This window comes from Paenibacillus graminis, assembly GCF_000758705.1.
Classification (GTDB): domain Bacteria; phylum Bacillota; class Bacilli; order Paenibacillales; family Paenibacillaceae; genus Paenibacillus_AQ; species Paenibacillus_AQ graminis.
The window spans coordinates 6,634,855-6,649,375 of record NZ_CP009287.1 but is presented as its reverse complement, the minus strand read 5'-3'; the positions used below and the strand labels follow the sequence as shown (position 1 = coordinate 6,649,375).

General features: G+C 50.3%; 16 protein-coding genes. All 16 read left to right on the top strand.

Annotation, left to right across the window (positions count from 1 at the left end):
* The first annotated feature begins 337 nt into the window (after positions 1-337).
* The 16 genes from upp to PGRAT_RS28740 all read left to right on the top strand — a co-directional run bounded on the left by upp (position 338) and on the right by PGRAT_RS28740 (position 14,108).
* Entirely contained in the window at positions 338-967 is a 630-nt protein-coding gene (upp, locus tag PGRAT_RS28815; protein WP_020426095.1) for a uracil phosphoribosyltransferase, read from the top strand.
* 81 nt (positions 968-1,048) lie between these two features.
* Positions 1,049-2,203 (top strand): non-hydrolyzing UDP-N-acetylglucosamine 2-epimerase, encoded by a 1,155-nt coding sequence (gene wecB / locus PGRAT_RS28810; protein WP_020426094.1) that lies wholly within the window; start codon positions 1,049-1,051, stop codon positions 2,201-2,203.
* A gap of 194 nt (positions 2,204-2,397) precedes the next feature.
* Entirely contained in the window at positions 2,398-2,652 is a 255-nt protein-coding gene (locus PGRAT_RS28805; protein WP_025709064.1) for an AtpZ/AtpI family protein, read from the top strand.
* The gene (locus tag PGRAT_RS28800) at positions 2,645-3,022 is read left to right on the top strand and encodes an ATP synthase subunit I (RefSeq protein WP_025709065.1); all 378 of its coding nucleotides are present in this window, start codon (positions 2,645-2,647) and stop codon (positions 3,020-3,022) included. The genes PGRAT_RS28805 and PGRAT_RS28800 overlap by 8 nt, the downstream gene beginning before the upstream one ends.
* Before the next feature lie 30 nt (positions 3,023-3,052).
* Positions 3,053-3,895: a F0F1 ATP synthase subunit A gene (gene atpB, locus PGRAT_RS28795; RefSeq protein WP_025709066.1), complete on the top strand. Its 843-nt coding sequence runs from the start codon at positions 3,053-3,055 to the stop codon at positions 3,893-3,895.
* A 102-nt stretch (positions 3,896-3,997) separates the two neighbouring features.
* A complete protein-coding gene (atpE, locus tag PGRAT_RS28790) occupies positions 3,998-4,222 on the top strand; it encodes a F0F1 ATP synthase subunit C (RefSeq protein WP_025709067.1) in 225 nt (74 codons plus the stop codon).
* 99 nt (positions 4,223-4,321) lie between these two features.
* The gene (gene atpF / locus PGRAT_RS28785; protein WP_025709068.1) at positions 4,322-4,810 is read left to right on the top strand and encodes a F0F1 ATP synthase subunit B; all 489 of its coding nucleotides are present in this window, start codon (positions 4,322-4,324) and stop codon (positions 4,808-4,810) included.
* The gene (locus PGRAT_RS28780) at positions 4,807-5,358 is read left to right on the top strand and encodes a F0F1 ATP synthase subunit delta (RefSeq protein WP_025709070.1); all 552 of its coding nucleotides are present in this window, start codon (positions 4,807-4,809) and stop codon (positions 5,356-5,358) included. Before atpF ends, PGRAT_RS28780 begins: the two co-directional genes overlap by 4 nt.
* Positions 5,359-5,369: 11 nt before the next feature.
* Positions 5,370-6,881, top strand: coding sequence for a F0F1 ATP synthase subunit alpha (atpA, locus tag PGRAT_RS28775; protein ID WP_025709071.1), 1,512 nt, complete (start codon positions 5,370-5,372; stop codon positions 6,879-6,881).
* A 152-nt stretch (positions 6,882-7,033) separates the two neighbouring features.
* Positions 7,034-7,909, top strand: a complete 876-nt coding sequence (gene atpG, locus PGRAT_RS28770; RefSeq protein ID WP_025709072.1) for an ATP synthase F1 subunit gamma — start codon at positions 7,034-7,036, stop codon at positions 7,907-7,909.
* A 135-nt stretch (positions 7,910-8,044) separates the two neighbouring features.
* On the top strand, positions 8,045-9,442 hold the full coding sequence (gene atpD, locus PGRAT_RS28765; protein ID WP_025709073.1) for a F0F1 ATP synthase subunit beta: 1,398 nt from the start codon (positions 8,045-8,047) through the stop codon (positions 9,440-9,442).
* Positions 9,443-9,507: 65 nt separating this feature from the next.
* Positions 9,508-9,924: a F0F1 ATP synthase subunit epsilon gene (locus PGRAT_RS28760; RefSeq protein WP_025709074.1), complete on the top strand. Its 417-nt coding sequence runs from the start codon at positions 9,508-9,510 to the stop codon at positions 9,922-9,924.
* A 228-nt stretch (positions 9,925-10,152) separates the two neighbouring features.
* Positions 10,153-10,410, top strand: coding sequence for a DUF1146 family protein (locus PGRAT_RS28755; protein ID WP_025709075.1), 258 nt, complete (start codon positions 10,153-10,155; stop codon positions 10,408-10,410).
* 204 nt (positions 10,411-10,614) lie between these two features.
* Complete coding sequence (murA, locus tag PGRAT_RS28750) at positions 10,615-11,997, top strand: UDP-N-acetylglucosamine 1-carboxyvinyltransferase (protein ID WP_025709076.1); 1,383 nt, start codon at positions 10,615-10,617, stop codon at positions 11,995-11,997.
* A gap of 139 nt (positions 11,998-12,136) precedes the next feature.
* The gene (gene spoIID, locus PGRAT_RS28745) at positions 12,137-13,297 is read left to right on the top strand and encodes a stage II sporulation protein D (protein ID WP_042267563.1); all 1,161 of its coding nucleotides are present in this window, start codon (positions 12,137-12,139) and stop codon (positions 13,295-13,297) included.
* A gap of 61 nt (positions 13,298-13,358) precedes the next feature.
* Positions 13,359-14,108, top strand: coding sequence for a M23 family metallopeptidase (locus PGRAT_RS28740; protein ID WP_025705046.1), 750 nt, complete (start codon positions 13,359-13,361; stop codon positions 14,106-14,108).
* Positions 14,109-14,521 lie beyond the last annotated feature (413 nt).

Below are 14,521 nucleotides of genomic sequence, written 5' to 3'. Positions count from 1 at the left end.
AATGTTCACATTTAAAGCTATAAATTTGTCGAAAATCCTCATGAAATATTTATGAAAGTTCATGAAAATTTCAACAATAATAGTGAAAGAAATGTGAAAAGTATTAAATGAGCAAAATGGCACAAACTAAGCCGCGTTAATCATTGAATTAAAGGAGAAAGATCTGGACCCTTTGCAGATTCAACCTGGCAATAGACGGATTTGCGTCTGCAGAACCAGTCCTTCGTAGGTGAAATACACCCCGGGTGATGATATAATAGACAGGATTTAGCCATGGGAGAAGCAAAAGCGCTTACTACGGCTATAAATAAGACTTACAATTACCGGAGGGACAAGAATGGGAAAATTGGTGATTTGCGATCATCCTTTGATTCAGCACAAATTAACATTTATTCGCGATGTGCGGACGAATACGAAAGAGTTCAGAGAGCATGTTGATGAAGTCGCTACACTTATGGCATATGAGATTACGCGGGACATCCCGCTGGAGACTATCACAGTGCAGACGCCGGTAGCAGAGACACAGAGCAAAGTGATCTCCGGAAGAATGCTGGGTCTGATTCCGATTCTGCGTGCAGGACTGGGGATGCTAGAAGGCGTGCTGAAGCTGCTTCCTGCAGCCAAGGTAGGGCATGTTGGATTGTTCCGTGATCCGGAAACTCTTCAGCCGGTCGAATATTATATCAAGCTTCCTACAGATGTCCAGGAACGCGAATTGATTGTGATTGACCCGATGCTGGCTACAGGCGGCTCTGCCATTGCCGCAATTACCTCGCTGAAGAACCGCGGATGCACCCAGATCAAGATGATGAACCTGATTGCCGCTCCGGAAGGTGTTGCTGCTGTACAAGCCGCCCACCCGGATGTAGATATCTATGTTGCTGCGCTGGATGATCATCTGAATGAGCACGGATATATCGTCCCTGGACTCGGGGATGCCGGTGACCGGTTGTATGGAACCAAATGAATTTCAATTAAGTAGTAGTACTATAGAACAAACAAAGCAGACCGAACAATAATGAAGATTTTTGAAGAGAGGGTAGGGGTTATGTCCAAAATTAAAGTGATGACGATTTTCGGAGTGCGCCCCGAGGCGATCAAAATGGCGCCTTTGGTCCTGGAGCTTGCCAAGCATCCCGAGCATATTGAATCCGTTGTTTGCGTAACAGCGCAGCACCGGGAACTGCTGGATCAGGTGCTTGAAGTATTCAAGATTACTCCTGACTATGATCTGGATGTAATGAAAGACCGCCAGACGCTGAATGAAATTACGATCCGGGTGCTGGAGGGACTGGAGCCGGTGCTTCGGGAAGCGAAGCCAGACCTGGTGCTGGTGCATGGGGATACACTTACCACCTTCCTAGCCAGCTACGCTTCTTTCCTGCAGCAAATTCAGGTAGGCCATGTAGAGGCAGGACTCAGGACCTGGAACAAGCTGTCTCCGTATCCCGAGGAAATGAACCGTCAATTGACGGGGGTTCTTGCAGATCTGCACTTTTCTCCGACCGACTGGTCAGCGGGCAATCTGAGACACGAGAACAAAAAAGAATCAAGTATTTATATCACAGGCAACACCGTAACTGATGTGTTTCAATATACCGTACAGCCGGACTACCGGCATCCTGTACTGGATTTTGCTTCAGGAAAACGACTTATTTTAATGACGGCGCACCGCAGAGAATCTCAAGGCGAACCGCACCGTCATATTTTCCGTGCTGTCAAAAGAATCGCTGATGAATTTGAAGATGTAGCTATAGTCTATCCTGTGCATCCGAGTCCGGCAGTCAAGGAACCGGCGCATGAGATACTTGGCGGACATCCGAGAATCAAGCTGATTGATCCGCTGGATGTCGTTGACCTGCATAATTTTTATCCGCATACCCACCTGATATTGACCGATTCCGGCGGCCTGCAGGAGGAAGCTCCCTCCTTTGGAGTTCCCGTGCTTGTGCTGCGTGATACGACCGAGCGCCCGGAAGGGATCGAAGCCGGAACACTGGAGCTTGTGGGCACGGACGAGGAGAAGGTGTATCAACGGACACATGCTTTATTGACTGATCAGGAGCTGTATCAGTCCATGAGCCGGGCCGCCAACCCGTATGGAGACGGCAAAGCCTCCGAAAGAATTGTCAATGCGATTTTGCACCATTTCGGTGTAATTCAAGACCGTCCGGAAGAGTTTCACAGAATGTTCACAAAATGAACAAAGTAGCTTGAAATCGATATTCTGAATGCACCAAAATCAACATACAGTAAAACTGTACGGTTTATATGGTTTTGGAATCTTTTGCTGTGATTATTTTCATACTTTCATCCGAAAAAGCCATGATTTGCGCTGGATTGACAAACTCTTGTAACATTCAGTAAAATGAATGGGACTTCTAAGGATGTGTTGAAATGAAGGGGCCTAACAAGCCTGCAGAACCGCATAAACAGACGGGTCACGCGCTCAAAGCCGTGAGTCTTGTCAGCGCTGTCGGGATCAATTTGGCCGCCTTTACACTGGGCGGTTATTTCTTGGGAGCATGGCTGGACGATAAATGGAACAGCTCCGGTCTCGGGGTGGCACTCGGAGTCATTGTGGGTGTGTTGTGCGGGATCACAGGTGTCATCTTCATTATTAAAGCTTTCATGGAGGAAAGTGATGGATGATCTGTCTCGATACCGCAAGGTATTGGCATTGGCAACACTTTGCTTCGTGGTTCTATGCGTTCTGGCTGCGGGCATATTTCCGGATTTCCGGAGTATAGGCTTCGGCATGGCGCTTGGCGGAGCCATTGGATGCATTAATGTGACCTACCTGGGCTACAAAGTCCGGCAAGTGGCAGATACCATGGCGGGTGAAGGCAAGAGGCGTGTAAGCCTGGGGTATCTGACTCGTGCTGCGCTTAGTCTCTTGGGGGTAATGGTAGCCTTTAAAGCACCGCAGGTTTTTAATATGATTGCGGTGGCAGGCAGTTTGCTCTTGGCTCCAATTCTTCTTATTATAATAGGAATTGGGTTTTCGCGTAGAGAAAGTTAAAGGTTACATTGGAGAAAGGGGTGAGAAAAAATGCATAAATCACCAATTATTATGCTGGGCGGTTTACATATCGACCTTTCGATCGTGCTGATGCTATTAGTGACCTGTACCATTGTTTTTGTGCTCGCGCTTCTGGCAACGCGTAACCTATCGGTCGAGAATCCCGGCAAACTGCAAAACTTCCTGGAATGGGCAGTTGAATTCGTTCAAGGCCTGATTTCAAGTACCATGGATCTCAAAAAAGGCAAACCGTTCCTTTCTCTCGGTATGGCGCTGATCATGTTTTTGTTTGTCGGCAACCTCCTCGGGCTTCCGTTAGGGATTGTCACGGATTATCACGATGCAGAGCATGCCAAGGTGTTCGGGAAGGAAATTGTTTCGGTAACCAAAGAACTGGACAAACTCCATGCTGATGCTGAAGCGGGAACGGTGAAATCCGACTCCCACGAGGAACCTGAAGTAGGAGTGGCGTGGTGGAAATCTCCAACAGCAGACCCTGCGGTAGCAATGGGACTTGCAGTTATGATTTTCCTGATGACCCATATTGTGGGTATGACGCGCAACACCAAAAACTATTTCAAACACTATTTTGAACCTTACCCGTTCTTTTTCCCGATCAATTTGATTGAGCAGGTATCTAAGCTGCTGACACACGGGATGCGTCTTTTCGGTAATATCTTTGCCGGCGAGGTGCTGATATCCGTTATCCTCAAATTGGCTGCGCTTGGGGTAGGGGGCTGGATCGCTTCTGTACTTGGCCTGATTGTATGGCAAGGATTCAGTATATTCATCGGTACCATCCAGGCTTTTATCTTCGTAATGCTGACCATGGTGTATTTCTCACAAATGCTTGAAACCCATGACGAGCACTAAACGCGGGAATTGTAAGAAACAAGATTTATGCCAAGGCGGAAATTACTTTCGAGTCTGGCTGATAATACACACTAAAACATATCTTTGAGGAGGATTTACACAATGGGAGTTATGGCTTATTTGGCAGCTGCAATTGCAGTAGGTTTGGGAGCGCTTGGCGCCGGTATCGGTAATGGTCTGATTGTAAGTAAAACAGTAGAAGGCATCGCTCGCCAGCCGGAAGCTAAATCCACACTGCAAACCACAATGTTCATCGGGGTCGCTCTGGTAGAAGCCCTGCCGATCATCGGTGTAGTACTTGCGTTCATGTTCTATGTTGGAGCTTAATTAATTACACATGTTTGGCGGGGAAGGCCACAGCCCTCCGCGCCTTCTTTTTAGAAAAGACCTAAGATATGAACGTGCAACAGAAAGGAGTGTCTAACATTGTCTTTTGTATGGGAGTCTTCCGTGCTGGCAATTATTGCCTTCGGGATTTTATACTTTTTGCTGAACAAGTACGCTTTCGGACCGTTGTTCTCCGTTATGGAGAAACGCCGCGAACTCGTACTGCAGCAGATGAATGAAGCTGCTCAGACCCGCGAACAGGCAGTTTCTTATGTTGAAGAGCAGAAACAGGCGCTTCAAACTGCCCGTAAAGAAGCACTTGAGATCATTGAACAGTCCAGACAAACCAGCAGCAAGCAAACTGAACAGCTGATTGATCAGGCTAAGGTCGAAGCTTCACGGATCAAGGATGAAGCAGTTCGTGATATCCAGAACGAGAAGAATAAGGCGGTTGAGGAATTGCGCGGTGAGCTTGGTGCGGCATCGGTCAAAATTGCGTCCAAGTTGCTCCAAAAGGAAGTCAGCTCCGATCCTGCGCAGGAAGCGCTTGTTGACCAATACCTCAAAGAGGTTGGAGGCCGGTCATGAGTCAGGATACGATAGTCGCCAAAAGATATGCGAAGGCATTGTTCGAGGTTGCTTTTGAAGAACGGCAGATCATGGAAATTGAAGAGGATCTGAAAAGCCTGGTTTCTGCGCTGAATTCGGATGCAGAGCTGCAGAGATTTATCAGCTCTCCGCGGATTACCGGCGAAAACAAGCTTGCCGTGCTGAAAAAAGCGTTGGAAGGCAAGCTGTCGGGGGCGGTTATCAACACTCTGGAAATTCTGATGAAGCGTGGCAGAATGGATATCCTTCCGGATCTGCTGAACAGCTATATCAAGATTGAAGGAGATAGTCTTGGTCTGGCAGATGCCACCGTCTATTCAACCTATTTGCTCAGCAGCAGCGAGCAAACGCAGGTTGCCGAAGAATTCGGCCGTTTGTCGGGCCGGAATATCCGTATCACAAATGTAGTTGATAAGAGCCTGCTTGGCGGACTCAAGGTCATAATTGGCGATACGCTCTATGACGGCAGCCTGTCCGGCAAACTTACGCGTCTTGAGAAATCTTTTAATGATAAGCATAGAAGATAGGGGTGAGGATATTGAGCATTAGACCTGAAGAGATCAGCAGTTTGATCAAAAGTCAAATTGAGCAATATAAAGCCGATATCGAAGTGGCCGAAATCGGCACCGTCATTCAAGTCGGCGACGGTATCGCCCGTGTCTACGGTCTGGAAAACGCGATGGCAGGGGAACTGCTGGAGTTCTCCAACGGAGTAGTGGGCATGGCACTCAACCTGGAAGAAAGCAACGTCGGTGTTGTTATCCTGGGTGAGTACACGGAGATTCGTGAAGGCGATCAAGTAAAACGTACAGGACAAATTATGCAGGTTCCCGTGGGTGAAGCAATGCTCGGCCGCGTAGTGAACGCGCTGGGTCAGCCTCTGGACGGCAAAGGCCCGATTGCAACAACTGAATTCCGTCCGGTGGAAAATAATGCACCTGGCGTTATCGACCGTAAATCGGTGCATGAACCGATGCAGACAGGTCTTAAGGCCATTGACGCGATGGTACCAATCGGCCGCGGACAACGCGAGCTGATCATCGGTGACCGTCAAACGGGTAAAACAGCCATCGCGATTGATGCGATTATTAACCAAAAAGGCAATGGCATGAAGTGTATCTATGTTGCCATCGGCCAAAAACAATCCACCGTAGCGCAGGTTGTTGAAACCCTTCGCCGCCACGGCGCGCTGGAATATACAATCGTAGTAACCGCATCGGCTTCCGAGCCGTCCCCGTTATTGTATATCGCCCCATACGCAGGCTGTGCAATGGGCGAATACTTCATGTACAAAGGCGAACATGTCCTTGTCATCTATGATGACCTTTCGAAGCAAGCGTCCGCTTACCGCGAATTGTCACTGCTGCTCCGCCGTCCACCGGGCCGTGAAGCATTCCCTGGTGACGTATTCTATCTGCACTCCCGTCTGCTGGAACGTGCGGCTAAGCTTAGCGATGAGCTTGGTGGTGGTTCATTAACCGCGCTGCCATTTATCGAAACACAGGCTTCTGACGTATCGGCTTACATTCCGACGAACGTAATTTCGATTACAGACGGTCAAATCTTCCTGGAATCCGATCTGTTCTACTCCGGCCAACGTCCGGCGATCAACGTAGGGATTTCTGTATCCCGTGTCGGTGGTTCGGCTCAGATCAAAGCGATGAAGAAGGTTGCCGGCTCACTTCGCCTGGATTTGGCCCAATACCGCGAACTTCAGGCGTTCTCCCAGTTTGGTTCCGATCTGGATAAATCTACACAAGCCCGTCTGAACCGTGGTGCGCGTATGATGGAAATTCTGAAACAGGGCGTGAACCAGCCGTTATCGGTTGAGCATCAGGTAATCAGCTTGTATACCGCTGTCAAAGGCCACTTGGACGATATTCCTGTCAAAGACGTAAAACGGTTTGAAAAGGAATTCCTGGCTTATATGGACAGCAATGCTGCTGCAATTGCCAAGTCTATCACCGATACCAAGGATTTGACGGCTGATAACGAAACTGCTCTTAAAGAAGCTATCGAGAAGTTCAAAAGAGGTTTCGCGACCAGCTAAGTCCTGCTGTAACTCTACTATTGCTCTAAATCGGGCTTTGGCCTAGCCAAAGCTCTGGTATATGCTTACGAAGTTAGCTTGAATTCGTCAAAGCTCAGATTATGCTTTCGAAGTTAGCTTTGACTTCGTCAAAGCTCTAAGGTGGTGAAATCATGGCAAGAAGCATGCGTGATATTAAACGTCAAATCAAGAGCGTTCAGAACACCAGACAGATCACTAAAGCCATGGAGATGGTCGCCGCCTCCAAGCTGCGCAAAGCCCAGGAGAAGGCAGAAGCGGCCCGTCCGTATTCAGAGAAGCTGAAAGAGGTCGTAGCCAGTATCGCTGCCGGTTCTCAGGGTGCAACGCATCCGATGCTGGTCAGCCGTCCCGTGAAGAAAACCGCGTATTTGATTGTAACCTCCGACAGAGGGCTCGCAGGCGGATACAACGCTAATATTCTGCGGAAAGTGACAATGCTGCTCGCAGAGCGCCATAAGTCCAAGGACGAATATGCGTTGTTCGTTATTGGCCGTAAAGGCCGTGACTTTCTGCGCCGCCGTGAATATCCGATTGTGGAGGAAATTACTGAGCTCTCCGATACACCGAAGTTTGCCGACATCAAGTCGATTGCCTACTCGGCGGTACAGCAGTTCGAAACAGGCGTCTACGACGAACTGTATCTCTGCTATAACCGTTTCGTGAATGCAATCAGCCAGGTGCCTACGGTAGACCGATTGCTGCCTATGGAACCTGTGGAGCATCAGGAGAAAAAGGCAGAAGGCTTGCATGCAGCGTATGAATATGAGCCTTCAGCAGAAGGTGTACTTGAAGTACTGCTTCCTAAGTATGCAGAAACACTGATTTACAGCGCTATTCTGGATGGCAAGGCCAGCGAGCTGGGTGCGAAAATGACAGCAATGGGCAGCGCAACGAAGAACGCGTCCAAAATGATCGGGAACCTTACCCTTACGTATAACCGTGCCCGTCAGGCGGCCATTACGCAGGAAATTACCGAGATCGTGGCCGGAGCGAACGCGCAATCTTAGGATATAAGCGAAGCCATGTCTTCGGCTTATATTTTTCATAAGAAACGGGTGCCGTACATGCGAATGTTGTTCGTCGCTTATGCGGCGCGGTGATTTCTTCTTAATGCAACAGCTTTCGAGGAGGGAAATATTAAGATGAACAAAGGACGCGTTGTAAGCATTATGGGTCCGGTTGTCGATATTGAATTTGAACGCGGCCAGTTGCCCGAGATTTTCAACGCTATCAAGATTGTAACCAGCCTGGCAAACGGCAGCGCCATTGATTTGACCCTGGAGGTTTCCAATCACCTGGGTGATAATCTGGTGCGTTGTATCGCCATGTCTTCCACAGACGGTCTGGTTCGCGGCTTGGAAGCACTTGACCAGGGAGGACCAATTTCGGTTCCGGTGGGGGATGCAACTCTTGGACGTGTGTTCAACGTGCTGGGCAATCCGATTGATAACGGTGCTGAAGTTGTTGCGGACAGAAACCCGATTCACCGCCTGGCTCCGACATTTGATGAATTGTCGACACAAGCGGAGATTCTGGAAACCGGGATCAAGGTTATCGACCTTCTCGCCCCATACGCCAAAGGCGGTAAAATCGGTCTTTTCGGCGGCGCCGGTGTAGGTAAAACCGTAACGATTCAGGAACTGATCAACAATATCGCACAGGAACATGGCGGGATCTCCGTATTCGCAGGTGTTGGCGAACGGACCCGTGAAGGTAATGACCTCTATCACGAAATGACCGATTCCGGCGTTATCAAGAAAACGGCAATGGTATTTGGACAAATGAATGAGCCGCCGGGCGCACGCCTTCGTGTAGCCTTGACCGGACTGACCATGGCGGAGTATTTCCGCGATGTGGAAGGCCGCGACACGCTGCTCTTTATCGATAACATATTCCGCTTTACCCAAGCGGGTTCCGAAGTCTCCGCACTCCTTGGCCGCATGCCTTCTGCCGTAGGTTACCAGCCTACACTGGCAACGGAAATGGGCCAGCTGCAAGAGCGGATCACTTCCACCAAAAAAGGTTCAGTTACCTCAATCCAGGCTATTTACGTGCCGGCGGATGACTACACTGACCCTGCTCCGGCAACGGCATTTGCCCACTTGGATGCAACTACCAACCTGGAGCGTAAAATCTCCGAAAAAGGTATCTTCCCTGCCGTTGACCCGCTGGCTTCCAGCTCGCGTATCCTCGCTCCGGAAATTGTCGGCGAAGAGCACTACAACGTGGCACAGGGCGTTAAGCAGCTGCTGCAGCGTTATACTGAGCTTCAAGACATTATTGCCATCCTGGGTATGGATGAGCTGAGTGAAGAAGATAAGGTCATTGTAGCCCGTGCCCGTAAGGTTGAGCGCTTCCTGTCGCAGCCTTTCCACGTCGCCGAGCAATTCACTGGCTTCAAAGGCAAATACGTGCCAATCAAAGAAACCGTGCGCAGCTTCAAAGAGATTCTGGAAGGCAAGCATGATGATCTTCCCGAAGCAGCGTTCCTGTTTGTCGGAACGATCGAAGAAGCGGTTGAAAAAGCGAAATCGATGTAACCCTGAATTATGGATAATGCTTTCGATGCGAGCTTTATTTCGTAAAGCTCTGAGGAGGAATGAAAGTGAATACCTTTCTGTTGGAAATTGTCACGCCGGAGCATCTCGTTTTCTCCAAGCAGGTTAACAGCCTGACGGTAAAGGGAGCCGATGGCGATCTGGGTATTTTGCCGGGACACATTCCGCTTGTGACTCCACTTCAGGTTGCTCCGATGTTCATAAAAACGGATGGTGCTACAGTCACTATCGCTGTTCATGGCGGGTTCGTGGAAGTGCATAAAGACAAGGTGACAGTTCTGGCCGAAAGTGCCGAGCTGCCTACGGAAATCGATGTTGAACGTGCCGAAGCGGCGAAGGAACGGGCTCAGCGCCGCCTTCAGACCCGCAGCAAACAGGACGAAATTGACCACCGCCGTGCGGAGCTGGCGCTTCAGCGCGCCGTTACACGGATCAAAGTGTCCACCGGAAAAGGACAACAATAATAGCTGTACGGTCAAGCCTGGGGCTTGGCCGTTTTTTTCAGATATAAGGATAAATAAAGGAACCGCGATGCCATTTCTGCTTGAAAAAGTAAATAATATGCCACCATCTACCCTCACATGGCCTGAAATGTTTAAAAGTTTGTAAAAGTACTGGATTCTTTTCCCCTGCGCAAGTATGATATAAGAGTCGATTTCCGAGTAACTTAATACACGGGGGGCGGGGCTAACATGGATCAAAGGTTCTATGATGAGTTGTCAAGCTCGATCGGCACCAGCGGTTTGGTTTCAATGATCGTTTCTTTATTTTGTGTTGCAATATCTTGGTGGGCACTTCAGAACCTTAAGCTCGATTTGGTCATAAGATATCCCAAGAGCCCTCAGGGAAGACTGCTGCATCTATTGCTGGCAATTGTACTGGGCCACTTCGTGGCTGGGTTCCTGCTGGATTATCTGGGCTGGAGCGGGCAGATCCGCAACATGTTTTAAGAAAGTCCGCTTTGGTTATATCAGTCTTAGGCCTTAAGGAGTAAAAAACGTGTCGAATAATAAGGTTTTATTATGTCAACACTGATGTTTAAGGAGCGTGCCCGCACCTCGGGCGCAGGTCAGGCAATGGTAAGAAATGCATAATACCCTGAGCATGAATATCAGAAATAATTTCAGAAATAATGGACGCGGAGGGAAACCGTAATGAGCAAATTTATCGTCCGCGGTGGCAACAGATTGACCGGGAGCGTGAAAGTTAGCGGCGCAAAAAATTCCGTACTACCGATCATAGCCGCCTCTCTATTGGCAGAAGAAGGAGTCAGCGTCATTGTGGACGCACCTCCGCTAGACGATGTAATGACCATCAGCAAAGTGCTGGAATCTCTGGGTGCGGGTGTTACATACCAGAACGATGTGATCGAGGTAGATGCCAGAAGCATTACTTCCTATGAGGCACCATACGAATGGGTGCGTAAAATGCGGGCTTCTTTTTTGGTGATGGGCCCTCTTTTGTCCCGACTGGGTCATACGCGTATTTCTTTACCTGGCGGCTGCGCCATCGGAACAAGACCGATTGACCAGCATCTGAAAGGTTTTGAAGCGCTTGGCGCGGAAATTAGTCTGGGTCAGGGATACATTGAAGCGAAAACAAACGGACGGCTGCGCGGAGCCAAGGTTTATCTGGATGTGGCCAGCGTAGGAGCGACCGAAAACATAATGATGGCGGCAGCACTCGCCGAAGGCGTAACTGTAATTGAGAATGCGGCAAAGGAACCGGAAATTGTCGACTTGGCTAATTACCTGAACGGTATGGGCGGGGTCGTGCGCGGCGCAGGGACCGGAGTGATACGCATTGAAGGCGTGGAACGCCTGCATGGCGTGAAGCACCATGTAATTCCTGACCGGATTGAGGCAGGCACCTATATGGCCGCTGCGGCAATAACAGGCGGTGATGTCTATGTGGAAGGCGCGATCGCAGACCATCTCGGCCCGGTTATCGCCAAGATGGAAGAGATGGGTGTTACGATTATTCCGGATGAGAATGGGGTCCGCGTAATCAGCGACAAACCGCTCAAGGCTGTGGATTTGAAGACACTGCCTTATCCGGGCTTCCCTACCGATATGCAATCCCAGATGATGGCATTATTGCTTCGTTCTGAAGGTACCAGCGTGGTAACAGAGACGGTATTTGAGAACCGCTTCATGCATGTGGATGAATTCCACAATATGAACGCGGAGATCAAAATTGAAGGCCGTTCCGCTATCGTAACCGGCAATGCTGAACTGGTTGGCGCCAAAGTGTGCGCTACTGATTTGCGTGCAGGTGCTGCGCTGATTTTGGCAGGCCTTGTTGCCGAAGGCACAACAGAAGTCAGCGGGACTCATCACATTGACCGCGGTTACGTAAATTTGGCTGAGAAGCTGTCGGGACTTGGTGCGGACATATGGCGGATTTCCATGGAAGAATCGGATGCAACTGCTTCGGCAGTGAAGGAAGAGGTTCTCAAACCAGAGACAGCCCGAAGCGAATCTTTCAAAAGCGAAGAGGTTAAGCCCCGCTTTCAGATTCAGCCAACCTGGGTATAACAACAAAACACTGAAAGGTCTTGCCGCTGATGCGGTAAGGCCTTTTTAGCTTGCTCTTTCTCTCAGAATAGCGTTCTAGCAGTTGCCCGAAACTCATATCTATAAGAATCAACGGTGACTGAGGGAAGGAGACATAGAGATGAAAGATTACCGCTACCTGCTGCAGCGCAGAATGAAACAGCCGCGCCGCTTCGCGCCCGTGCGGCGCGCGAAGTCCCGGACCAGGCGGCTCGTCCCCGCCGCCTGGCTCGCAGCGCCCCTGCTGGCGGGGCTGCTGCTGCCGCTGGCGGTTGTCCCGCTGCGCGGGGGACAACCGGCGCCGCCGGCCGTGCCTCAGGCTACGGCCTCCCCGGCGCCGCCGGCACCGGCTGCGAAGGAAGCTCCGCAGCCGAGGGTTTCCGTCTATTTGTCGCATAGCGGACAAATTGAGACCTTGCCGCTGGAGGACTACGTCAGCGGCGTGGTTGCGGCCGAGATGCCGCCGAGCTTTGAGCTGGAAGCGCTCAAAGCTCAAGCCGTCGCGGCGCGCACCTTCATTGTGCGCCGCCTGCAGGCCGGCGACCACAGCGGCGTACCCGTTCCGGGTGCGGATGTGACGGATACGGTAAGCCATCAGGCTTACGTCTCCCGGACCACGCTGGAACGGAAGTGGACGCGCGGCGGCAAGAGCGCCGAGCTGGCCAAGGTCCGCCGCGCGGTTCTGGAAACGCGCGGGGTGGTTATGACTTACCAGGGACAGCCAATCACGGCATCCTTCTTTGCCTCCAGCGGAGGCTATACCGAAAATTCGGAGGATTACTGGAATGCGGCTGTACCTTACCTGCGAAGTGTGGCAAGTCCATGGGATCAGGAAATTACGCCGAATCTGGCGGTGACCTATACGTTCTCGAATGCTGAACTGATACAGAAGCTGGGGATTTCGGACGCGGCACTTCCGGCTTCCAGAGATCTTGCAGCTTCTGCACTAGCGAAGCCCATTTCCTCTTCCTTCGCCTCTGGGCTGCCTGCAGAGGTACTGTCCCTGACAGCCGGACACCGGGTGCAAAAAATATCCATCGGCGGTACGGTGTACACCGGAAGGGAGGTGCGGGAGAAGCTGGGGCTGCGTTCCAGCCAGTTCACCTGGAAGCGGAAGGGGAACAAGGTTCTGATTACAACCTATGGAAACGGCCACGGGGTCGGCATGAGCCAGTGGGGGGCCAACGGCATGGCCAAGCAGGGGAGTACCGCTACACAAATTCTCAAACACTATTACAGCGGCATCTCTTTTAACCAAGTCTCAACTCTTCTGAAAAAATAACTTGCAAGATACGTATAAAAGCGAAGCGCCCGGTAACACTGGTTACTGAGGTGATAAACATATGAATGAACAAGACAAAAACAAGGAAAACCATGATGAATCTCTCAAAAACAAGCAGGGAGATTCAGGCGCTAAGCCTTCTTCATGGAACAGAATGTTATCTAAACGCTGGGTATTCCCGGCAGTCTACACGGCGGCAGCGGCAATTATACTAACCTTGGTGTGGGTCTATCAGGACGCAGGCCAGAAGCCGCTGAATCCGGACACCGCCGCCGTCGTTTCTCAGGAAGCTGCAGGTACAGGGACTGAGGCAGGAGCAGGAGCAGCCAAAGATGACCCTGCAGCACTCGAAGTGGTTGCCTCGGCCGAAAGCCTGGTCTGGCCGGTAGCCAACCCGGCTGATGTAGAAGTAGTTAAGCCATTCTATGATGAGAATGGGACCGAAGAGAATCATGTGGCAGCCATGGTGCAGTATAATGACACCTTCGTGCCTAACGCAGGTATCGACATTGCCCGTGAAGACAATCAGCCTTTTGATGTCAAAGCTGCACTCAGTGGTGAGGTTACGCGGGTTGAAGATGTTCCGGTATTCGGCAAGGTTGTTGAGATCACAAGCCCAGGCAATTTGAAGACCGTATACCAAAGCCTCGGTGACACCAAGGTGAAACAGGGCGATGAAGTGAAGCAAGGCGACATGCTGGCAACCGCTGGCCGCAGTGAAATCGAGAAGAATCTTGGCAACCATGTGCACTTTGAAGTGTACGAGGATGGCAAGCCGGTCAACCCTTCCGATTTACTGCCGCAGCGCTAAGCTGAGAATTTAGCAGGAGGCTGCCGAGCCTCCTGTTTTTTAGTTTTTTAGGAAGCAGGTGAACAATCGCTAGTTGGAAAAAAGGAACTTATTTCTCCTCTAAATCAATAAATGGGAGATTTAAGTGGAAAAAGGAAACTTCATTGCTCTATTTTACCCCTTCAGGAGCGAAATGAGCTGAATTAGTGATCCTTTTTCCAACTTAGGCCGTGGAGATCCGTGTGCTGGGCAAATCAATGATCTTTTTTCCACTTGGAATTGCCGCCGGATTCACGAAGGGGGCTTCGGGCAAACGCTAAATTGAAATTCACTACAGCTACATCATCCAGTGAACTACAGTGAAATACAGTGTATCCGTTTTGTTCCTCATTTCATTGCCCGGAAGGGTATTTTAGGTTGTCCAGGAAATAAAA